This window comes from Legionella brunensis (assembly GCF_001467025.1).
GTDB lineage: Bacteria > Pseudomonadota > Gammaproteobacteria > Legionellales > Legionellaceae > Tatlockia > Tatlockia brunensis.
On the sequence record NZ_LNXV01000008.1, the window covers coordinates 151,746 to 174,490 of the forward strand.

Below are 22,745 nucleotides of genomic sequence, written 5' to 3' on the forward strand. Positions count from 1 at the left end.
TGGAATTAAATTTGCAATAATGAGGTTTAATTGCAGAATCCTAAGGCTGTTAATAATTTCTCCGCAACGCCCAACGAGCCGTTCCCTGACTTAATCCTCATCAGGCCAGGCGATGTCCATCGACCCCGATAAAAAGTCGCGACAGCTAGGCTCTGAGATGAAATGTCAACAGATTCTGTTCTTTTTCCCAAAAAATAAGGATGTTATAGTGAGTAAAAGATTAAGTTTAATAATTTTTTCGATTTTATCATTTCCATCATACGCAGGAACCTTGGGGGAAGATGTTCTTGTTTATCCATGGTTTGGTTCCATTGGAACAGGCTATTCCTGGACCGAAAAACCAGGCATAGTCAATCCAAATCCAGCGCAGTGGGCTTTTTCTGCAGAGGGTTATGACGCTGATTTAGGTAACAGAGGTTTTTACAGTTTCGCACTCGGTAAACAAGTTCATGATTATATTGATGTGAGTATAAGTTATCTTGTTCATGAAGTTTTTAATTATCAAAAATTTCAAACAGCTCCTCCAGGCATTAGTGGCCCCGCTACTGGAGACATACGCACGCGGTACTTTGATCTGGATAATCGTGCAATTCTTGTGAATGGTTTTTTGCACCCCATGAAAGCGTGGAGCAATTTCGCCAATGTCGCATTCACACCATTTATAGGTGGTGGGATCGGTTATGCCTACAATGAAGTTCGCGATTTTCATACTGTTGCCAGGTTAGTTGCGGCTGGTGTTCCTATTGGATCTATCACAAGCATTGGTAACCCAGCAAGTAGGAGCAGTTTCGCTTGGCAAGCATCAGCTGGAGTGAGCTTGAAACCGCAACAAAGTCATTTTAGTGTCGACGTCGGCTATCGCTATTATGACGGTGGTAAATTTGAGGGTTCGTCTAGGGTATTCGGTAATGCTGATGGTTTTGTGGGTCTCTCTCCTTGGGAAGGACGCTTAAAAGCGAATCAAGCGTTTGTGGAATTTAAATACACAACCTAGATTTTAATTTGGGTTCGAAGCGGTAGGATTTTGTTGCTCCACCAATAATCCAGTTGGTTCTAATGGGTTCTGTCGGCACCGTCAAGTTAACTTTTGCTTGCGCAAGAAAGACTGCGTGTTGGTTGGTGGGCATTCTCGGCTCGGTTAGTGAGCCTTTTATGGAAATGATGCACTGTGCCCCATAGTGGGTTTGTTTCTGGTTGGGACTTTTCGGATGCCCCTCTGAGGTTTGCCTGCAAAATCAAACCCTTTGCGGCCAACATCGACAATCAGATACGTATAGCTTTTGGGCTATTCTCATATCCAATTGCTCCATTTTCAGTCGCCTCATAAGCATGCACATAACCTTTTATTCTAATATAATCCTTTCCAATTTTATTTAACTCCTCTTTTACTTTAAAAGCCAATGTTCCGGGATTAAATGAAGCAACATCTTCAAACGTCCTAAGGTTTTTAAACATACTCTTGGCAAATAGTCTTTGGCTTTCTAGTATTTTTTTATTTTTCCATGCATTTCTTGATTCAATAGCAGCTTCTCGTTGAGTTTCTAATGCTAACGGTGGTAATCCTTCTTTATATGCTACAGTAGCAAGTGCTTCTTCAACCTCTTTTGACAATTTATTTCCTCGGGGATTAAGTGGAATATTTTTAATTTCTTTGGTCATGCTCTTTCCAGATAAATTAAAAAAGCGCACTCTAGTCACTACTTCATTATCTACTTTAATTTGTTGAAATAAAATTTGGTTCTGATCTAATTTCTCCTCACTTATTTGTTTACTCGAAGCCACAATTTGGATTTTTTTCTCGTTAAAAAAAGGCCTTTGAAAAGCAGATATACTTGCTGAACAACAGCCTCTTAATACAATTTCTTCAAGCTTTGGCATCTTTTTTGCGATAGCGTTAACATTTTTAACTATCTCATTATTCTCCCAAATTTCTTTACTACAAACATCGACACTCCAATGTTGCAAGAAGCTTAGTTTAGAAACATCATCATAAGAAATATTATCTTTTGAGTTGGCTAACACATTCATAAAATACGAATTTAATGGAAAAAAAATAAATTTCTTTTCCTGAGAATTAGAGAACCTCTTTTTTATTACATTGGCAATATCCTCATCTTCTGCTAATGGTGGGTCATCATGAGATGATTTTGGGAGAAGGACTAGTAATTCAAAATCCTTCCCTTGATGAGAGGATTTGAGCTCTATCAATACTTTGTGTAAAGCATTTCCCATAACTGATTTAAAATATTCAGAATTTCTATCTAATCCATAAGTATTTTCAATCCAATTTACTAACTCTATTAATCTCTCGTCCCAAACACTTAACACTTGAGTCATAACCGCATCATTCTTAAACGATCGATAAAGTTGTTGATATATATCAATTAACTTATCTTTAATATCGGTCAAAATTTTATCCTGATTAAGATCAGGCTGTTGACTAGACATATCCTATTCCCATAACTACCTAACAAGTATAATTATAGGTCAAAAAGATATTATTTTTGTCAGCATTACCAAAATGCTGATCTGGCATACACCAATGTGGGGATTTCCCGGATAAGCCTTGAGTTTTATCTACAAAAATCAAGACCAATGACGTTACCACTTAATTCTTGTGCGAAATGAATCCCATACTTGTCTGTGACCTTCTTCAAAAAAGTATGTCTGAGTTTATGTGAAGTAAAATCAAATCTCTCATGATCTGGTAAAAACCCTAAAGCCTGTTTTTAATAATTATTAGCAAATTCGGTAGACATCCAAAGTTCGCAAGCGTGTCCCATAGCGCATTATAAATAATGGTTCTTCCTCATTTGCATTTCTACGCTCTACTCTCTTGGGATAAGGAATTTTTTGACTGGTTTGTTTGGATTTATGGCGCAGCACATCATAAAGACCTTTTTGTCGATACTGGCCAATGTTTAGAGAAAGGCTTCTGATTCATGAAGACCTGTGCCTAATAGCAAATAAAAGAGTCCTGTCTCCTGGTGCTCTGGAACTTGCGCCCTGATGAAAAAATTTAGGCTCATTCAACTAAATGGTTAAATCCTGCCAATTGGATTGTAACAACAGGTAAACTCAAACAACTTAGACTCAGATTGCCCGTTTAATTGTAAATAGTAACCTTCTTTTTTAAGTAACAAATTTAAATTAAGTAAATTGTCTACCTCATATAAATAATCACGATGCGGGGATTCCCAATCAGAAATTTGCATTAGTGCTTTTTGTTTTGCTTCAATCTCATCAGCAGCCACTACAAAAATATTTTTATGTAATTCAGTAAATTGTTTTTGATCATAACCACCCAAGTTAATGAAGAATAATTTATTCTTATTATTCTGTGATTGCACTTCAGAAATTTGAATGTCATATCCATCCGCATACTTTAAAATTCCCCAGGCGTCTATATGTAAGCTTGTTGGTATCCCCCACCAGCTTTTTCGGAGTGCATCATAGGTATCTTCTATAGAGTTAGCTACTATGAAACGAATATCATGGAGTTCGATTAAAGAATTAGGGTGGCTGCCACCAATATATACTACAAATAAATTCATTATTAGTTATCCTAATGTGACAAAAGTTTTAAGCTTTCTATCTGTAGTTATTTACATAAGGTCATGCAAACACGCCGAATTTCAAATAATCAGGATTTCCTGTATTGGTGATTTTGGGTGTATATTTTTACCACTTGCAATAACATCGGAATCTTTGATTTCTATATTTGATAGCTTAAAATTGGATAAAACAGCATTACAAGCATTAAGCTTATGTCCGAAATTAGCCATTTGTTAAATATTTATTTTTTAAAAACTCTAAATGTGCTTTTACTGTTGCCCATTCATTCGAAATGATGCTGTATACAAAAGTATCACGTAGAGTCCCGTTTGGCATTATCATATGATTTCGTATTATCCCATCAAGTTTAGCGCCCAGCCGTTCAATACCTTGGCGGCTTCGATAATTAAATGCATGTGTACGAAATTCAACTGCTATGCAATTCATCATTTCAAAAGCATGGGTTAATAAGAGCAGCTTGCATTCTGTATTAATGCCTGTGCGTTGAGCGCTTTTACGATACCAGGTTCCACCTATCTCAACTCGGCGATTTTCTCGATCAATATTCCAATAGGAAGTCATACCAATAGCTTTTTTTGTTAATCTATCGATAACAGCAAAAGGTATCATTATCCCCTGCTGCTGCCTATTTAATCGCATGCGAATGTTTTCCTTCATTTTCGTTGGTTCTGGAACGAGGGCATACCAAAGTTTATCCAACTCTCCATCGGTGACTGCTTCAATCAGTTCGTCGTGATGCTCAAAGGATAGCGGCACCAGAGTGCAGTGATCACCTTGTAATCTTATGGGATGAAACGAATTTTCCATAGTCTTCTCAAAAATAAATTAATTGCATAATAATCTTTATGCGATTAATTTGTCATCAACTCATCCCATAATCTATTTTGTATCGTACCTTTCTCTATTCCTGATTTTAAATTCGAGGTGCAGAGGTTTCAGTACTACATTGCAACTCTTTAAAGAAGTTCTTAAATTCCTCTTCTGACTTAAATGTGGATGCTAATTCTGTTGTTAAATAACCTTCTGCGAGCGCCTTTAATCCTTCTTCAGACTTCAAATTTTTAAGTTGATATAATCTAATTTGAAAAGCTCATCAATTTTACAGTTCCTATTTTTTAAAGATCTTATTCCTGAGTCAGTGCACAATAGCGAAAGTATCGGATCTACATTTCTCAACTCGCCCACTTCATTTTTAAACGAGCCAAACATGAAAACATATTTAAGTTCTTTAAACAGCTGTGTACGTCTTTTCCATAGGGCTTCCAAATCAACTGTAGAAACAAAACGCCCTAAAAATAGAACTATCCCATATGGTGTAGACAAATAGTACTGAAAAGGAGAATGAGCTGGCCAGAGATCTGGAAGAAGTGTTGGTAACTTTTGCACACGCTCATTATAAGAGAGACTTATTAGGTCTTAGATTTGTGTGGCTAATTTTAGGTCAATCACATCGCTTAGAACAAACTCTTTCAGATAGGGTCTCAAGGATTTAATTTCTTCCCGAAATTTGGCATAAGGCAAGTTATCCCACAAACGTTTATCTTCCCCTACTTCTTTCCAACTTTTACAAACAGTCAAATTTTTTATAACTTCTTTTTTTGGAAAAAAATTAAATATTGTGAGGATGATATCTTGATTATTCCGCAACATGTTATTAAAGCTTATCTAAAGATTTAGCACAGGATAGTATTTAATAAATGATTAATTAATGGGTAGATATACCCATACAAGCATCTTCCATGTTGAATTAAAATAATCCAATTTGGCTTGTATTTAATTATCATGAGTGACATTTATTATTGGCGGGAAAATATAGGTGAAGAGGATTTATTAACCACTTTCAAGCAAGAAATAGAGCAGTTGTTAGCAGGTGATTATAAAAGTCTTCATTTGGAACAGCTGCATGGTGTTTCAGGAGTTTCTCTATACAGCATACGAGTTAATCGAGAGACGCGTTTATTGTTGACGACGCATAAGGGGAAGTTATGTTTGCTGGATGCTGTATATAATCACGATTGCCATAAGAATACCTCAGAAATCCTGGTTTGTTAAAGACCTTTTGAACAAGCTTGATACCACGCCGATTGATATTCAAATTGCAGAGAAGTTAGAAGCATCGCATTACACTCGCTTGGAGCTGATTTAAATCAAAAGCTTAGTAATAATTCTACGCTCGCTCATTATGCAGTTAAAAAGGGGAATATTGATATTATTCAATGGCTCTTAAAGAAAAACATTAGTTTCAAGACTTCCTGGGAAGTTACTAAAAGCGACTTAGTAGCATTTTTCCAACTTTGGGCTAAAGAAAAGGATGATGCTGCTAATGCTGCTTCATCAAAGATTAGTGAATTCATAGATCGTCAGGGAATCCATGAGGATGCAATTTCTGTTCTACCTACAGATATTGCCCAAATGATGGAGCGTCAAGATATTATTGATTTAATAAAAAGCTATGAAGATCAAAGTTATCAGCCTTATGGCTTTTTTACTCGAAAAATGCCTGAAGGTGAGAATTCTATTACTTCACAGTTAATACCGTAAGTTGTTGAGTTATTTCTGAACCTAGGCTTGTATATTCAATGACTATAGTATGGTTGCATTGCGAGAGAAAATGGCGTTATTCCCTTAAAAAGACTCCTCAAGAGAATCAGTAATCAAATGTGGAATGGTAAAGATATTTATACAATACTTTCAAATTTTCATTTCCTTTACAGAAAATGCTATTTTTTAAATTGTTATCAGGAGGTGCAGTTGATATCCTATAATTGTTGGTTAGAAATCTTGCACGGCTAATATGACTTATAGGAAGTCTAAAGAAAGCACTGTGAGTAAGCTTGAGCCATGACAAGAAACCTAATGTGTTTTTGGTGACATCCACTTAGTGAATGAACCGCTGCAAGACCTAACCATCTTTTTAAGACTTGAGATAGGTTTCAATAGTTAAAGGTTCGTACCATCGTCCCACTATTAGGTATCTTCTGAGTGGACCTTTTCGCAAAAATGAGACTCTAAGCTGGATTTTCTAAGTCTACTGGATAACCAGCACTTTCTAATGTTTAATGCCCGCCGGATTGCAAGTAATTTCCGATCATTTAAATTCGCCAACAGCCTTTCTTGCCTCCACGGAATCAAGCGTTCTGTGATTATAGCCCCAAAATGATCTGAATTTCGTTGGTCGGTTCGTGTAATTTTATAGTGGCAATAACACGTGTGCTGGGTATTTCTTGTGTGAAGACAGATTGAAATACCCTCTCTTACTTGTGTTCTACTTGTATTAAGTACATGAATAACCATGTGTGTGTGGAACCTTTCTCCATATCTATAACGTAGATATTTTCTTGATTTTTCTCTTCTAATGGGAAATAGGCTGCAACATTAGGATGGGTCGTGCAAGCAACTAAATTTTTTGTTTCAAAGATCTTTATTTTTGCATAGGTAGAATTTTACCCAATCTCTTGATGGTTAATAGGTAGATATCAAGTATTCCTATCTGTTGGCATAGACGTACTAAAACATTGGCAAAAGTCGCTAATCATGTCGCTAAAAAGCAAATTTATTTGGACAACAGCCAGAATTAATTTTGTAATTATTAAGAATGATCATCGATGATTAATAGGTTCGATTACCGAGATAATTAGATTAAAATCTTATTTAAGATGTAGTATATATTTGAATAAATTTATTGAAATTTACTTTTGCTAATTATATAGTCCGCTAGTTTTGAGCTCGTACAGTGTGGAATTAACTTGATGGATTTTTTAGAGTTTTATCAAGCCATTAGAAATATTTTTAAAAAGCAAAGATTAATTGATTATTCTGAGCAACAAATAAATATAAATAATTATTTTTTAAGCGAACTAGATAGACTTATCGCAATCGACGAAGCTGATTCGACTTTGAAAATGACATGGCTGTCAATCCTGTTTGAAGGCTTTTATCGGCATTTGGGAATAGGGGATCTTAAACAGGATCTTCTCGAGGTCAAGATTAAAAGATGGAAGCAACATTTTGGCTCGCCGACAGTTTTATTCCTTCTCTCCTATAAAAGGGAAATTGATGCAACGCAACAACTCTTCCATGAATCTAACTACTTAAAGGAGCTAATGCTCGATTTTCCATGGTTCGTAAATAAGGGCAATTTTGTAGCGGACCCAGAGAATACGGTGTTTATTAATCCTGAAAGTATTTCCTATATAGATGTTCCTCATTGTAGAGAAGCTATTGGTATGTTTACACAAACCCATAACCCTTTTGGTGGCTTTACGACAGCGCCTTGCGATCCAGTTTCTCAACAATTCATAGCACATGCCTCTCTAATAGCAAAAAATGGAGGTAGGATATTAGAAATTGGTGCTGCATTTGGTGCAGCAACTTTAGAGGTCATTGCGCAAGGAGCTACCACTTTTTGCAATGATATTAGCCCAGAAAATCTTGCAGTTGTCCAACAGCGCTTTTTAGAAGCAGCGCGGGATCAAAAAAACTCTTTAACAGGGGATAGTAATGAGCTAGTTCTTATACCAGGAGAGTTCCCCAATGAGTTGGCTGGATTACCGGAAAATTTTTTTGACGCTATTTTGATATGCCGAGTTTTACATTTTTTTAGCGGCAAAAAAATAGAAGAATCGTTAGCGTTAATAGTAAAACTGCTAGTGCCAAATGGAAAAATATACATCGTTTGTGAAACACCTTATTTAAAAAATTGGCAACGCTTTATTCCTGAATTTAATAGCAGAATAGAACGTAATGTGGAATGGCCTGGTGAAATTAGTAGTCCGGCCGATTATGAAAGTAGCGGTAGGGCTAAATCATTACCTCCATTTGTTCACTGGATAACAAAGGAAGTGCTTGAGCGTAGTTTATTACGAGCCGAGCTAACCATAGAGTATTCAGAATATATTAATAGAATTGGACAATTCCCAGAGGATTTATTATTACCCGAATACGGTAAAGAAAGTGTTGGAGTAATAGGTATTAAAATGAGAGATATGGATTATGACACAAAAAGCAAGTTGGTATAATTGGTTAACTCAGATGTTCAAAGAGTTTATGGTTGAAACCACAAACAAATCTCTATATGAAGTGGTAAATATTTATGAGTGCAAAAAAACGGGTTTCACAAAAGCTGTAATCAAGTTATCTGAGAGACATGCGATAGAGAAAAACATCAGTGACATTATTGTAGATAATGAATTTATAGAGGGCTTAGATAAAAAAACTATACGCACACTAACATATATTGCAACGGTCGAACGTTTAAAGCCGGATTATTCTATAGTCGTGCAACAAATGACTAGCGAGGTAGACGAGTATATCTTGGAGATTAAATCTAAAAATGGTTGTACGACAATAAAGAAATCGCCATCTGAAATATCAAAAGATGCAGCTTTAATTTCTAGATTAAACCCAGTGGAAGCAAACAGAATTGGGTATATGGCAGGTGTGCGTGAGACAGTAAAAGAGTACCAGATAATTTACAATAAAAACTAGGAAGACATTATTTTGCAAAATTTGGTTTTGGAGTCGTTATCCCGAAAAAAACAATACAGATATCCTTTGTTTTTTCTGGGGTTTTACTTAACGTTTTTGTTGGCAACAGTTTGTCTTGCAAGCAGAATTACACAAATTGGTCCGATGTTGGAACCAGGTGGAATTTTTATTTTTCCAATTACTTTTTGTATTTGTGATATTGTTGGTGAAGTTTATGGTTATGCTTATCCAAGATTATTTATTTGGGTTGGCGTTTTAGCGGAATTTATTTTTTCTTCTATTGTTATTTTGGTTTCGCATCTACCTGTCCCACAGTTTTTTAGCCAAGCTGAAGCTTATCAAATAGTGTTTGATCCTACATTGAGATATGTTGGTTCAGGGCTTGCAGGTTTGTTGGTAGGTGAGTTTATGAATGTGTATCTACTTGCAAAATGGAAAATCTTTTTGAAGGGAAGATTCTTTGTATTTAGAAGTTTACTATCAACTGCTTTTGGTCAAGCATGTCTGACAATTATAGTAGATGCCTTAAATTATTTTGGAAAATTAACTCCTCACAGTCTGGGGTGGATGATGTTTTGTGGCTATCTTTGGAAAATGTGTTGCGCGCTTATTATAGTTTTCCCTGCATGGTTATTAGTAAGGTATTTAAAAAGGATTGAAAATATAGATTACTATGATGTACACACCAATTTTAACCCTTTCATAATCAGCTTGAATAATAGTGAAGAGTCAATGATTCATTATTCAGTTAATATTGAATCCTCACCTCAGTAAGTGCTGCTATTATTCGATCAGTCCTATCAAGTTTTATAAGCTTAACGTTGCCATCTGACAAATTATGCTTAAGATATTTATCATTATGGTCAATAAATAGCCTATTGAATAAAATATTGTCATCTCTCTTTGAGTGAATGATCACAAAGTCTCTATCTTTTGGATTTCTATCAGAATCAAAAATTAAAAGAGTATTAAGAGGGAATAATGGCTCCATTGATGAATCTTGCACTATTAATGCAAAAGAATTATGACCAACCATTTTGTCCAATAAAACTTCTTCTCTGCGTAAATTTTTAATGGTAGCTGGTGGCCAATGCTTTAGGATATCCCACTCAATAATCGGAATGGTTTTTAATTGCAAATCCTCTTTAATCATTTCAGGAATTACATGAGGGAGTGCATCTTTCCCTAGTAATTGCTCGATAGATATAGAAAAAAATTCAGACAAAGCCTCTAATGCTTTTTTTCTTGGGTTTTTAGTAGAACCTGAAAGTATATGATGAATTGTTGGTTGCGGCATATTAATTAATCTAGCAAGCTCGCTAACGGATAGATTGCCATGGATTCGCATTAGTTGTTGTAAGTTATTACTTAAAATTGACTCATTCATTAGTAATTCACATTATGAATATAATTATTCAAAATAGATTGACACATTCACTGAATAGGCGATAAATTAACCTTTATTGAATAGAACTATTCAATAAATAGATTTTAATGTTCTGAAAACGAATAATTGAGGCCAATATATCATGTGACTTCATCTATAACAAATTTTAAATGTAATAGAAAATATTTTTTCTTACCAATTATCTATATCTAAGGAAAATGGATTTATGAAAGATGTTCCGTATATTTTAAGTTTGGCATACAAGAAGCAAATAGAGGAGGTATGTAAGCCGCTAGTAAACATGGGTTTAAAACATTTTGTGATGTATCTTATTTTTAATGATGGGAGTTTGTTAGTTCTGTCCAATGTGTATCCTGTGATTAATTCCTATTATCAAGATGAGCTATACAAAGAAGACTACAGTTACACCCCCAGGCTGATCGATGCTGCCCAAAAAGGATATTATTTGTGTGACGAAGTGGAGTTTACTTCTAGTAACTTTAAGAACTTACTGGCAGAAAAATATAGCATTTATCCCTTATACAATATAGTTAGACGTTGTGCGGAATGCACCTTTGTTTTTAGTGCCATACGCAATGCTCCAGTAGATTCGTCTGCTCTTTTTTACAGGAAAACAATTAGCGCTTTTGAGAGTTTTTGTGCTCATTTTGTTGATTCATTTCTTGATTTAATTGTCTATTGCAATCCCAAGTATAAGTACTCGTTTATTTTAACAAACCCAACTTATCGTCATGCAATCATAAAGGGTGGTTATGCAGAAACAGAATCCATTTCTGTTCGTGAACAGGAGTGTTTGTGGCTTTCAGCTCAAGGAAAAACGGCAAAACAGATTGCACAAGTGCTTAAAATAAGTCCTTATACGGTAGAGAGATATTTAAAAAATATTCGCGAGGCATTTAACTGCAGCACCCTTATTGAAGCAGTTGTTGAAGGAATTCATCGTGGCGTAGTTGGCAGAGTAAATTTAAATAAAAAATCGGGTGCGATGGATGTCAACAAGCAGAATTTCGCAAGACCAATAATTACTACACCTACTTGAGCAAGCATAACCCAGCTATTAATTAGCCCCCAAGGCTTATGATTACAATCAGGATTTTGTATTTAAAATTACAGTCAAGAAAGAACGTCACGAGCAACCAGGAAAACTTTACTTGCAGTCTCAGGATAAAGAGTTAAAAAAGAGAATTAGATCAACAAGTCAGACTTGTTTGCTATGACTTAGATATTGCAAACAATCTTATTGTTGGTCTAGTTATATCGGACCTATTCTCGGATCAACGATTTGTCTTGTTTTTAAAAAAGCAAATATACAACTATACCCCGAATTAATTGTCATTACTGTTGCAAAATGAAAAAAATAAATACAAAAGCTCTTGCTTTGTTTAGAAAGACAATGGTAACTTTGTATTTTTTTGTCTTTCTGCGCATTTTTTTGATGGAAAAATTAAATCATGGTTGAAACGGGATACCAAAAGCACTATAAAAATTTTTTAGACGACAAGAATGCTTTTTTCTTGGCATTAGGAGAAACCAAGGAAAAGTTGGATGCTGAGGCAGCACCGGAAACTAAGCGTCAGGCACAACTCACGTTAGCTCAGCAAAAAGCTTCAACGCATGATTATGGTTTTGTGGCGACCAACCGATTGTTAATTGAACAAGAGTTTAATCAACTTTTTATGACTCTTAAGAAACGCGGAGCTAACAGTGATGAGTTTGCTTTCTACTGTTATTACTGCTGTTTAATGTTAAAACAATATTATGAAGCTTATGAGAACCAAGACAAAGTTGAAGATTATAATAGGTTGCTAAGGGACTTAAGAGCCTTATGTATACAGGGAAAACTTCCTGTTCCTGTTGTTAAAAAAGAAAGTTTCTTTACAGCTTTACAAAATAAAATAGCTGCAGATATAAAAGACTTACTCAATACCCCTAGAAGATTGTCAAAACTAAGAGATAGAGTGGCCACTTCTAATTTAAACCGGATTTATTGGTTTTTCTGCCGTACTACCATCAAAAATTCCTTGTTATTGGCACGTGATCTAAAACTGTTGGAAAAATTGGGCAACATTTTAGGTAAAGAGGTTAATGTTGATGATATCGTTCATACCTTAGAAGCACCCAATGGCGTGATGCGATTCTTAAGTGTGGGATTTTTTGCTGTTCGTTTTATTATGAACGCGGGAATGGTCTTAAAACATACTTGCTTCCCCTCTGAAGAAGAACGCCGATTGGATTGGAAAAAACGCTTTTCTAATGAAATCTACAAAAGGCATGCTACCTTCTTAAATGATGTTGTTTGGGGTACGGTTAACTGTGTAACGAATTACAATGAAGCTTTTGGTATCTCAGCCCCCGTAGCTGGGTGGGTTGTTGCTGGATTTTTATTCTTTGACGTTTGCCTGATTATGTGGCGGCGCCATTTAGAAGAACAAGAATATCTGACCAAGCGCTCGCAATATCGCAAAGAATTGGAAGCGGTTAAATTTAAATTATTGGGTGAGCTTACTCCAGCAGAAAGAACCATACTTGATAAGCGCTTTGTGATGCTTACAGAGCAAATCGACCAGCTTGAGCTAAGTTGGAAGACAAACAATGCAACTTATTTATTTAATGCCACGGCAGCTTTCTTACTAATGGCTGGTTTTTCTGTCTCAATGCTACTTACCTCGCCAGTGATGGTACTTGGCTGTTATATGGTTTGTACTTTTGCAGTTGCAATGTATTTATCGGATGGTGCCTATAAAGAATATAAAAAGCAGAGTCTTTTGCTTGCGGATGCGAAACAACTCGCTAGCGACGAGGAAAAAGCCATCTTGCAAGAGTATCAAACAGCTCGTAATGAATTTGCGTTTACATTGACTAAAAACGCCGTGATGCCCGCTTTATTCATCGCTACCTTTGCTGTTTGCTGGCAGGCAGCGCTAGTACTGGCAGTGGCGTATCTTGGCTATGAGTTTTATCGTTCTCATAGTAAACATACTGAAGCTCAAATCAATGCGGTAGAAGAGGACAATTCCTTTAATTATACCCCTATCTATTAAGATGGTAGAGCAAGGATGCTCTAAGCCACAGCACTTGAAGCCTGCCTAGGTAATTATATTGCCACTATAAAGTCGATGATTCTTTAAATTTTCTTATCTTATTTAAGCTGTATTTTTAAAAAAATATTGACATATACTATATGGAGAGTTCTATGTGAATACAGGATGTATTAATGAGTTTTCTAACGGACTGGTTTCAAATTGGGTCTCCGGCTCCCTCACAGTTATTACAAGGGTACTACAGCCCTAGCTTAGTTATTTTATCTTATGTTGTTGCTGTTTTGGCGTCTTATGTGGCACTAACTCTTGTTGCTCGCTTGCGGGAAGAAAAGAACCAACAAGCCGTGTTTTATTGGCTCATCGGTGGTGCTTTTACTATGGGGGCTGGTATTTGGTCTATGCACTTTATAGGCATGCTAGCGTTTGTACTTCCTATGCCTATGGAGTATGAGTTAACCTGGACAGTTGCCTCCTTATTTATGGCCATGTTGGCTTCAGGTTTTGCATTATACATTCTGAAGAAACCGAATTACTCTAGATTGCATTTAGCATTAGGTGGGCTTTTTATCGGCCTTGCTATCTCATCTATGCATTATATGGGTATGGAAGGCATGAAATCCCATGTGGCTATTCATTATTGGCCTGGTCTCTTTTTTCTCTCGATAGTTATTGGTATTGCCGCAGCTGAGGCGGCACTTTGGCTCGCTTTAGAAAGCCTCAAAGTCGTAAGTAGTCGACAAACCACACTTAAAGTAGGTAGTGCTCTTATTATGGGGCTTGCCATCTGTGGCATGCATTATACGGGTATGTCCGCCTCTGTATTTACAGTGAAACCTTTTCACTCAATGGCGGAAAGCCAAGCTATACAACCAAACTATTTAGCATATTTTATTGCTGGTATTACAGCTTTAATCATTAGTCTCGCGTTAACTGTCTCAAGCTACTATAAAAGAATGGTTGATGCGGTACAAAATGAAAAAGAATTCCTCAATGCCATGCTAGATAACTTGGAGGATGGCATTATCGCTTGTAATGAAAAAGGCGAAATTACAGTATTAAATAAAGCGATACAAAAAAATTTTAGTATAAGCAAGGTTGTTAAGCATATCGATGATCTTCCGCAGTATTATCAACTGTACACTGAGGATAATTGTCCTCTACCTCCAAACAATTATCCTATCAAACAAGCGCTTAACGGTGAGTTAATACAACGATTGCCATTGGTTGTAAAATTTAAAGATGATGAAAGAACAGATGTTATTGTGGATGGGCAACCGATAATTAATAAAGATGGTACTTCCCTGGGTGCCGTTATTGTTGTCCATGATGTGACTGAATTAAAACATACTGAGAAACTTAAAAATGAATTTGTTTCTATTGTTAGTCATGAATTGCGAACACCGCTGACCTCTATACGTGGCTCATTAGGATTATTGGTCAGTGGGGTAATGGGGGCTTTTTCTGAAAAAGCGATTAATTTGTTGGATATTGCAAATAATAACTGCGAGCGCTTACTTCTCTTGATAAATGATATTTTAGATATTGAAAAAATCGAAGCAGGAAAGATGGAGTTTCAGTTTAAAAATAGCAATCTGTCGCAAATCATTAATGAGGCTATAGATGCCAATAAAATGTATGCCGAGAAATATAACGTTTCTTTGGAAGTCATTCAGCCGTCAGAAGAATTAATCGTTAATGTCGATACTGGTAGGTTAATGCAAGTCTTAGCCAATCTTTTATCGAATGCTTGTAAGTATTCGCCGCAAAATAAAGTAGTCACTATTGAGGTTACTAAAATAAATGGCATGGTGCGTGTCGCAGTAATTGATAGAGGGCCTGGTATACCGCTGGAATTTCAAGCAAGAATTTTCCAAAAATTTTCGCAAGCAGATTCTTCGGATAGCCGAAGAAAAGGGGGAACCGGGCTTGGACTCAATATTAGTAAAAGTATTATTGAAAAAATGGGAGGAAAGCTCGATTTCATGAGTAAGCCAAACGAGGGTACTACTTTTTATTTTGACTTACCTTTCTCGGGAAATTTACAAGAAAGTGAGACTATCCGGCTACACCAGCCCTCGCCATCCAAAAAGCGTTTATTAATTTGTGAGGACGATCAAGAGCAAGCCGATTATTTAGAGGCACTTTTAGAAAGTGCCGGTTTTGAAGTGGATATAGCTGTTACAGCGATGCAAGCTAAGGAAAAACTTCATAATAATAATTATCAGGCTTTATTACTTGATTTAATACTTCCCGATCAAGATGGTATTTCATTAATTAGAGAGCTCCGGGCTGATAAAAAAACAAGTAATCTCCCAATAGTTGTTTTATCGATTATTTCTCAAACTGGTAAAACATTACTAAATGGCGACGCAGTTTCGGTAGTCGATTGGTTTGATAAACCGATAGATTTGAGGCGATTGTTAAAGGCCATCAACGATATAAAAGCTCATGAAATAACGCAATTACCTTCTATTTTGCATATAGAAGATAACCCAGATACTCAACATGTGGTTAGGCTACTGCTTGAAAAGCATGCAAAACTCTATTTAGCAGCCAATTTACAAGAAGCCAGGGAAATGCTTACTCAAAGGAGCTATGATTTAGTTGTATTGGATTTGATGCTGCCAGATGGGAATGGTGTTGAAATATTACCGTTGTTAGCCGAATGCAAAACTCCGGTATTAGTGTTTTCAGATATGCAATTGAGTAATCAATATGCCCAATATGTCAGTCAAGCTCTAGTTAAATCGAATTCAAGCAATGAAAAACTTTTAAATACAATTATTGATTTGATCTAAATTAGTATCGGAAAAAAATATGAATAGTAAGGGATTACAAAAGATTATATATGCAGAGGATGAGGAAGACATCCGAGCTATTGCTCAGATTGCTCTCGAAGATATTGGTTCTTTTACTGTTAAATATTGTCTCAATGGCCATGAGGTATTAGAGGCTGTTAAAGATTTTCAGCCTGACCTTTTTTTACTTGATGTCATGATGCCAACAATGGATGGACCATCAGCATTGCGGAAATTAAAACAAATCCCCCAGATGGCAAATGTCCCAGCTATATTCATGACCGCTAAGATTCAACCCAAGGAGGTGGAAGAATATAAATCGATCGGCGCGATAGATGTCATACATAAACCCTTTGATCCAATTACTTTAGCGGACGATATCAAAAAAATATGGAATAAGTTTTATGACGAATAATATTCAAGAAAAACTTAATCGCTTACTTATAAAGTACAATAAAAATTTACCAACGAAGCTTAATAAGATACAGACACAGTGGCAGGAACTTCTTGATCAATGGAGCGTTGAAAAACTGACTACACTCCATAGGGACATTCATAGTTTGTGTGGATCTTCTGCAACCTATGGTTATAAACAATTGAGCCAAATAGCACGACAAGCGGAAATTCTTTTAAAAAAGTTACTTGAGGGTGGAGAAGCAAGTGACGCTGAAAAAAACCAAATTTCAACTTATTTATTACAGCTTAAAACGATACATACAGAAACTCATTCGATAATTAGCTCAGGAATAACCCACCATCAAGCTAGTAATAATTTAGTTTACGTACTGGAAAAAAATACAGCCTTGGTCAAGGAAGTGAGTCAGATGTTGTTGAATATGGACTATAATCCTTACTCCTTAGATTCAACCATGGGTTTAGAGTTAGCGCTCAGAGAAGAACCTCCTATAGCTATTATAATTAATAGCTCTTACTTAGATAATGAGGTCATTGATTTTCTTAAGAAGCGACAACATACGGAGCAGTCTATCCCACTGTTTTGTTTAATTCCTAATAGTGAGTTATATCCGCGGTTACTCGCCATTCGCGCAAATTGCGATGCATTTTTTCAATTACCCTTTGATAAAAGTTATTTTGCTCAAATCTTTCAAAGCAAATGCAATACGTCAACAGAGTCATTTCGTATTTTGGTGGTTGATGATTCTGAATCACTGGCTGAATATTACACGTTAATTTTAACTAAAGCAGGGATGATTACGAGAGCTTTAACTAACCCTATGGAGCTTTTAAATGAGCTTAAATCCTTTCAACCGGATTTAATACTGATGGACATTTACATGCCGGAATGTACCGGATTAGAGTTGGCTGCTGTTCTTCGTAAAGAAAAGAATTACACCAAGCTACCAATCATCTTTCTTTCGACGGAGGACGATCGCAACAAAATTTTATTTGCCATGAGTCTAGGGGGGGATGATTTTCTATGTAAACCTGTGTCTCCAGCTCATCTTGTCTCTGCAGTACGCTCTCGAGCGAGGCGCGCCAGTGCTTTAAACTATTACATGATTACAGATAGTTTAACCGGATTACTTAACCATTCCAGCGTTTTAACCCAATTAGATATCGAGCTCGCTCGAATAAAACAAAAAAAAGGCGATTTACTACTTATCATGATTGATATCGATTACTTTAAAAAAATCAATGACAATTATGGGCATCCTGCGGGTGATAAGGTATTAAAACAGTTAGCTAATCTTTTTCTAGTCAATTTAAGAAACCAAGATATCATAGGGCGATATGGTGGTGAAGAGTTTCTTATCATTCTACCAGGCACATCTCTAACACATGGGATGCGCATTTGTAACCATTTGCGTTTGCAATTTAATAGATTCCTTTTTAAGGAGCAAAACAGAACGTTTAATGCAACTTTCAGTGCAGGGATTTCTTATCTAAAAGAGAATGAAGAGGCATCTTTACTGATTCAGGAAGCGGATAAAGCGCTTTATGAGGCTAAAGATAGTGGTCGAAATAAAATTGTAAGTTGCATTAAATAATTCAAATCCTCTTCATTCTTCTATTTCATCAAATTATATCGAGAATTAGCAGGCAAGAACTCGTTCTCGTACTTCTATCGGAAGGGTAGCAAGGTTCATATCAGGGCTATGCTTCACAAAAAAAGTACAGAGACTCAGTAAAGAGGGTTCCTTTGCTTTAAACCCCAAGCCTCTGACTAAATTGGCATTAGCTCGTAAGTCCGAACCACCTATTTCATTGCCTTTCGGATCAACAAAAATCACATTTTTCACATTAGGAAAAACATCTTTTAAAGCATCACGTTGTGCAGGCGACATGGATAAAATTTCACCATATCCCAAATAGATGGTACGTACATTGGGCAACGTATTGTTTAGTTTTTTTATACTATCCACAGGGAGCTTGTTTAAACCGGTTAAACTTAAATTAAGGGATGATACGGTTGCAGGGATTGCAGAGAACGCTTCAATGAGCTCCTCAACGTCTTTTGAACTGAACTCATGCAGGCTTATATCAAGATGTGTAATATTCTCAGTAATAGAAGCCAAAACTGCTGCAAGATACCCCTTTGTTCTGCAATGAAGACAATTCCCTCTTAAATTAAGAGAGGTCACAGTTTGCGGTATAGCTTGCAGGATTTGGATTAATTCATCACTGCTTTTTTTTGCAAGGCGGTTCCAGCGTAAACTGATTCCAGAGATTTGAGGAGGAATGTTCGCTAAAACTTGAACAATTTCTCCAGTAATTTTAGATCCAAGATAATTATCGCTTAAGTCTAAATAAGTAATATTATTATCAAGACTGCTTACTGGATCTATCAAGGCAATGGCAGGTTTGCGAGAAAATTGTGTGAGATGAATCTTCATTTTTAAGTCCCATGACAGAAATAATAAAGGAAAAGCTGGATTTTATTGGTTATATGTGTGTATTTATTGTCATATTTGGTAAAAATAATATCAACCGAAAATTTGTCAGAAAGAAATTCCAAAATGGAATAACTATTCACTCAATAGGTAGTCGTTTTAGGAGAGGTTGTTTGGAGTTGTGTCTGTTTCTCTGACGCGGTTATTGTTGATTCTTCCTTAATTTTGCTCCCCATGAAAATTCTATTGCCTAGACCTAGTTCTAGTCCAAGAGGGACTGCACTTTGGTGAGTAGACGCAACAGTAACTATTTTTCCTGTTGTTAAGTCCACAGAGAAAAATGCGCTTGAGAAGAGGGAAGTTCCTGGATGGCTAATTGTGCCTTCATAATAAAATTCTTTACCAAATTGCTCGACTAATGCTTTAAATTCAGGAGACTTGCATTTTTCATAGAGCCATTTTCCAAATTTTACTAATTCGCCAGTTGAGGTCCAATACCCACCTGCAGGCCCACCAACCCAAGCCAGCGCAACTGAATCCTCGTGATTAACTTGAACATGGTAACTGGAACTAGTGGGTGCTTTCGCAAAAAAATTGACGATTTTGGCTTCATCAAGGATATATTTTTTTAAAATACCAAAAAAATTTAATGGCTTAAGAGAAGGATGATTTTTTTGGTAACTGTTGTAGATGTGTTCCGCGGCTAGACCAACTAAGGTAAAGCCTAAATTACTGTAATGGGGTGAGGGATAAATAGTTTGCTCTGCGAATTGTAAAAAATCTTTTATTTCATTAACTGTTACATCAGTTCCTTTTTCAAGGCTTTCTCTATAGGTGCCTTTCCCTCTATCATATCCATAATCCCCTAAACCGCTCTGATGAGTCATAAGTTGTGTTAAATTGATCATGTTGCTTTTTAAATAATGCCGCAAAACAGGGGGTAAAAGAGACCAGGAATCTGGAGCGAGCAATTCTTTGATGGGTTTTTTCAACATTTTCTCTGTAAGAATACTATTTTCTCCATCGGGTTTTTCTTCCATCAGCCTAAAAATGACAATTCCAGTAAATATTTTAGCAATAGAATGAATGGGATAAATATCGTCTGAAGTAATATGAATCGTATTATTTTCTCTATCACTCAAAGAGATTGCTGCAGGGATGTCGCTATCTTTGAAGTATTGTTCGAGTAAATCCTGACTGTTAGTTGCCAGGACCTGTGCTGTGGGTAAGTTTGGCCAAGGTTTTAAGCCTAGGGAGTGCATATTAAAAGGGATCATCTTGGCATCAAGAGGTTTTAGCCATGAAAAGAAAGAGATGAACCCTTCAGAGGAAACTGATTTTTTTGAGGCGGACTCAAATAATTGGCTGATCTCGTTTTTGGAAGACTTATTCTCGGAGCAATCCACTAAAAAATCGATTAAAGGCTCGAGTTCTTTAGCGGCAATCGTATTTAATTTGACAAATAATGTCTGCAAAATTTCTTGTTTTTGTCCTAAATCTTCCTGAGACCACTGACTTTTGAGGCGTTTTTCCTGAGGCAATAGATGCATCATTTGAGTGTAAGATCCAGACATAAATGACAACAAAAAAGCATATGTGTCTTGAAATTATACTACATTGGCAAATTTTTACAGCATAAATACTTTACTGAGGATTATTTAATTCAGGGTTGCTGGCGAGTATGCTAAGTGAATCTTAACTTGTTCGAAGCTCATGATGGATTATGATGTTGATGCAATTGTCATTGGTGGGGGGCCGGCGGGTGCAACGACAGCCTTATTATTAGCTCGTTCGGGATGGCGTGTTGCGCTTATTGAAAAGAAAAATTTTCCCCGTGCCAAAGTATGTGGTGAATTTATCTCTGCAACAAGTTTGCCGCTTATGGGTGAGCTAGGTATTATGGATTTCTACCAAAAAAATGCGGGTCCTGAAGTATCGAGGGTTGGGTGGTTTGGGGCTGAGAAAATGTTGATGGCAGCCATGCCTTCTGTTGATAAATCGATGAGTAAATGGGGGCGCGCATTAGGGCGTGAACACCTTGATACGGCATTACTGCAAGAGGCAAAGCAGGCTGGTGTTCTAGTATGGCAACCATGGACAGTGCGTCATTTGATGGATAAAGAAACGCATTTTATCTGCACAATGGCCGCGAAAGAAGAGACTGCGGTAATCAAGGCACGTGTTGCAGTGATGGCTCAAGGTTCTTGGGAAAGACCCTTTATTCAAAGATTAGATATTATGCATAAAAACTCTGATCTATTAGCATTCAAAACTCATTTTCGTGCGAGTGAATTGGATAGCGATTTAATGACTTTAATTTCTTTTCCTGGTGGTTATGGTGGACTGGTACATAGCGATGCAAATCGAGTGACCTTATCTTGTTGCATTCGGCGTGATGTTTTGCAAAAAGTTAGACTGCAAAATCCTGGGCTGCAAGCAGGTGATGCCGTATTAAATTATATTATGTTGACTTGTGCTGGTGCACGACAAGTACTTGCATCAGCGCAGCGTGATGAATCATGGCTTTCGGTAGGCCCCATACGTCCTGGCATTCGAAAATGCTATGAGAATGGCATTTTTTATGTGGGTAATATTGCGGGAGAGGCTCATCCAATCATTGCTGAAGGAATTAGTATGGCGATGCAATCAGGTTGGTTATTAGCCTCTTCTTTAGTGAAACAGCCCTCATTAAGCAGAAATGATTTGGCAAGTGTTGGTTATGAATATACAAAGAAATGGCGAAAACAATTTGCTAATCGCATTCATGCGGCGGCGTTTTTTGCGCAAATAACCACGCGGCCGAAAGGTATGGCAGTTCTGTTGCCCATAGTAGAGCGCTTTCCTGGATTGCTTACTTTAGGCGCTAATCTAAGTGGTAAAGCAAAAGAATTACTTCCATAAGGTGATTTGCCAGCGAAAGGGCCAACGCCATTTGATTTGATAGTTGGGGATATTGGCTTTGGCCAACAGCGATCGCCACTCACTGCGCGTAAAGCCACGTTTTATTGAAATCAATCCATCATGAGTTATCAAGCGGTTACGGAATAATGGACTTGTTAATGCATAAAACCAGTAAGCTAGCGAATGTCGATGCAAGTCATTAATGATCACCACCTGATTGGCATGGCGACATGCTTTATGTAAGAAACAAATCAATTCCTCATCACTAAGATGATGACAAAGCAAGGTAGCAAGAATAATATCAAACTTATTATTACTTAAAGTAACATCAAGATGCTGCGCCTCAAAGGATAAATTTTGTGTAGCACTTGTTTTGCGCCAATCATTTAATGCCTGCTGTGCTGCTACAATGGCATCGTTATTGGTGTCAATGCCCAGCATTTTCATCTCTGGAAAATAACAACTTAAATTTAATAAAAATAAACCTCCGCCACAGCCAATATCGAGCAAGCTTGCTTCTTTAGCGTAATTGCTAAGTAATTTACGGGTGCTACGAAAAATCCCTAAAAATTGATTAATGCGAAAGAGCTTTTTGAGGCAATCTTTATATTCATCTGGACTGTAGAAGTCAGAGCCGAGATCGATAAGTTCTTTTTCTTGCGAACGGGCTCTCATTGAACTC

20 protein-coding genes and 1 pseudogene are annotated in these 22,745 nt (G+C 36.7%); 13 read left to right on the plus strand and 8 right to left on the minus strand.

Going from position 1 to position 22,745, the window contains the following annotated elements; genetic code table 11:
* The first annotated feature begins 208 nt into the window (after positions 1-208).
* Positions 209-994 carry an outer membrane protein gene (locus Lbru_RS05835; RefSeq protein WP_058441243.1) on the plus strand — a complete coding sequence of 262 codons (786 nt, stop codon included), beginning with the start codon at positions 209-211 and terminating at the stop codon, positions 992-994.
* 269 nt (positions 995-1,263) lie between these two features.
* On the opposite strand, the gene Lbru_RS05840 is transcribed toward Lbru_RS05835, so the two are convergent.
* The 4 genes from Lbru_RS05840 to Lbru_RS05860 form a co-directional block, all read right to left on the minus strand.
* Positions 1,264-2,448 (minus strand): hypothetical protein, encoded by a 1,185-nt coding sequence (locus Lbru_RS05840; RefSeq protein WP_058441244.1) that lies wholly within the window; start codon positions 2,446-2,448, stop codon positions 1,264-1,266.
* Positions 2,449-3,041: 593 nt separating this feature from the next.
* The gene (locus tag Lbru_RS05845) at positions 3,042-3,554 is read right to left on the minus strand and encodes a DUF1543 domain-containing protein (protein WP_058441245.1); all 513 of its coding nucleotides are present in this window, start codon (positions 3,552-3,554) and stop codon (positions 3,042-3,044) included.
* Between the two features lie 223 nt (positions 3,555-3,777).
* Complete coding sequence (locus Lbru_RS05850; protein ID WP_058441246.1) at positions 3,778-4,383, minus strand: GNAT family N-acetyltransferase; 606 nt, start codon at positions 4,381-4,383, stop codon at positions 3,778-3,780.
* Between the two features lie 609 nt (positions 4,384-4,992).
* The gene (locus tag Lbru_RS05860; RefSeq protein ID WP_058441248.1) at positions 4,993-5,226 is read right to left on the minus strand and encodes an F-box-like domain-containing protein; all 234 of its coding nucleotides are present in this window, start codon (positions 5,224-5,226) and stop codon (positions 4,993-4,995) included.
* A gap of 132 nt (positions 5,227-5,358) precedes the next feature.
* Between Lbru_RS05860 and Lbru_RS05865 the strand changes: the two genes are divergently transcribed.
* From Lbru_RS05865 to Lbru_RS05880, 6 genes and pseudogenes are all read left to right on the plus strand, one after another.
* Positions 5,359-5,628, plus strand: coding sequence for a hypothetical protein (locus Lbru_RS05865; protein ID WP_058441249.1), 270 nt, complete (start codon positions 5,359-5,361; stop codon positions 5,626-5,628).
* A gap of 63 nt (positions 5,629-5,691) precedes the next feature.
* Positions 5,692-5,790, plus strand: a pseudogene (locus Lbru_RS18040) (hypothetical protein); the annotation flags it as partial.
* Between the two features lie 198 nt (positions 5,791-5,988).
* Positions 5,989-6,117, plus strand: a complete 129-nt coding sequence (locus Lbru_RS17915; RefSeq protein WP_274519599.1) for a hypothetical protein — start codon at positions 5,989-5,991, stop codon at positions 6,115-6,117.
* Between the two features lie 1,208 nt (positions 6,118-7,325).
* The gene (locus Lbru_RS05870) at positions 7,326-8,594 is read left to right on the plus strand and encodes a class I SAM-dependent methyltransferase (RefSeq protein ID WP_058441250.1); all 1,269 of its coding nucleotides are present in this window, start codon (positions 7,326-7,328) and stop codon (positions 8,592-8,594) included.
* Entirely contained in the window at positions 8,569-9,063 is a 495-nt protein-coding gene (locus tag Lbru_RS05875; RefSeq protein ID WP_058441251.1) for a hypothetical protein, read from the plus strand. Before Lbru_RS05870 ends, Lbru_RS05875 begins: the two co-directional genes overlap by 26 nt.
* Positions 9,064-9,075: 12 nt before the next feature.
* Positions 9,076-9,837, plus strand: coding sequence for a queuosine precursor transporter (locus Lbru_RS05880; RefSeq protein WP_058441252.1), 762 nt, complete (start codon positions 9,076-9,078; stop codon positions 9,835-9,837).
* Here Lbru_RS05880 and Lbru_RS05885 read toward each other — a convergent pair.
* On the minus strand, positions 9,812-10,450 hold the full coding sequence (locus Lbru_RS05885; protein ID WP_058441253.1) for a LexA family transcriptional regulator: 639 nt from the start codon (positions 10,448-10,450) through the stop codon (positions 9,812-9,814). The two genes, Lbru_RS05880 and Lbru_RS05885, sit on opposite strands and share 26 nt — an antisense overlap.
* A gap of 226 nt (positions 10,451-10,676) precedes the next feature.
* On the opposite strand from Lbru_RS05885, the gene Lbru_RS05890 reads away from it, so the two are divergent.
* The 5 genes from Lbru_RS05890 to Lbru_RS05910 all read left to right on the plus strand — a co-directional run bounded on the left by Lbru_RS05890 (position 10,677) and on the right by Lbru_RS05910 (position 18,319).
* Positions 10,677-11,510, plus strand: a complete 834-nt coding sequence (locus Lbru_RS05890) for a helix-turn-helix transcriptional regulator (RefSeq protein ID WP_058441254.1) — start codon at positions 10,677-10,679, stop codon at positions 11,508-11,510.
* Between the two features lie 412 nt (positions 11,511-11,922).
* The gene (locus Lbru_RS05895; RefSeq protein WP_058441255.1) at positions 11,923-13,512 is read left to right on the plus strand and encodes a hypothetical protein; all 1,590 of its coding nucleotides are present in this window, start codon (positions 11,923-11,925) and stop codon (positions 13,510-13,512) included.
* 173 nt (positions 13,513-13,685) lie between these two features.
* Complete coding sequence (locus Lbru_RS05900; RefSeq protein ID WP_058441256.1) at positions 13,686-16,310, plus strand: MHYT domain-containing protein; 2,625 nt, start codon at positions 13,686-13,688, stop codon at positions 16,308-16,310.
* 19 nt (positions 16,311-16,329) lie between these two features.
* Positions 16,330-16,725 carry a response regulator gene (locus Lbru_RS05905; protein WP_058441257.1) on the plus strand — a complete coding sequence of 132 codons (396 nt, stop codon included), beginning with the start codon at positions 16,330-16,332 and terminating at the stop codon, positions 16,723-16,725.
* Positions 16,715-18,319, plus strand: a complete 1,605-nt coding sequence (locus tag Lbru_RS05910; RefSeq protein WP_058441258.1) for a diguanylate cyclase — start codon at positions 16,715-16,717, stop codon at positions 18,317-18,319. The genes Lbru_RS05905 and Lbru_RS05910 overlap by 11 nt, the downstream gene beginning before the upstream one ends.
* Before the next feature lie 45 nt (positions 18,320-18,364).
* On the opposite strand, the gene Lbru_RS05915 is transcribed toward Lbru_RS05910, so the two are convergent.
* Together Lbru_RS05915 and Lbru_RS05920 are read right to left on the minus strand one after the other, a co-directional pair.
* Positions 18,365-19,165: a leucine-rich repeat domain-containing protein gene (locus Lbru_RS05915; RefSeq protein ID WP_058441259.1), complete on the minus strand. Its 801-nt coding sequence runs from the start codon at positions 19,163-19,165 to the stop codon at positions 18,365-18,367.
* 140 nt (positions 19,166-19,305) lie between these two features.
* Entirely contained in the window at positions 19,306-20,736 is a 1,431-nt protein-coding gene (locus tag Lbru_RS05920) for a serine hydrolase domain-containing protein (RefSeq protein ID WP_083500838.1), read from the minus strand.
* A gap of 139 nt (positions 20,737-20,875) precedes the next feature.
* Here Lbru_RS05920 and Lbru_RS05925 point away from each other — a divergent pair, with 139 nt between their 5' ends.
* The gene (locus tag Lbru_RS05925; protein WP_420795313.1) at positions 20,876-22,063 is read left to right on the plus strand and encodes an NAD(P)/FAD-dependent oxidoreductase; all 1,188 of its coding nucleotides are present in this window, start codon (positions 20,876-20,878) and stop codon (positions 22,061-22,063) included.
* Here the strand turns inward: Lbru_RS05925 and Lbru_RS05930 are convergent.
* Positions 22,052-22,738 carry a methyltransferase gene (locus Lbru_RS05930; RefSeq protein ID WP_058441386.1) on the minus strand — a complete coding sequence of 229 codons (687 nt, stop codon included), beginning with the start codon at positions 22,736-22,738 and terminating at the stop codon, positions 22,052-22,054. The two genes, Lbru_RS05925 and Lbru_RS05930, sit on opposite strands and share 12 nt — an antisense overlap.
* Between the last annotated feature and the right edge of the window lie 7 nt (positions 22,739-22,745).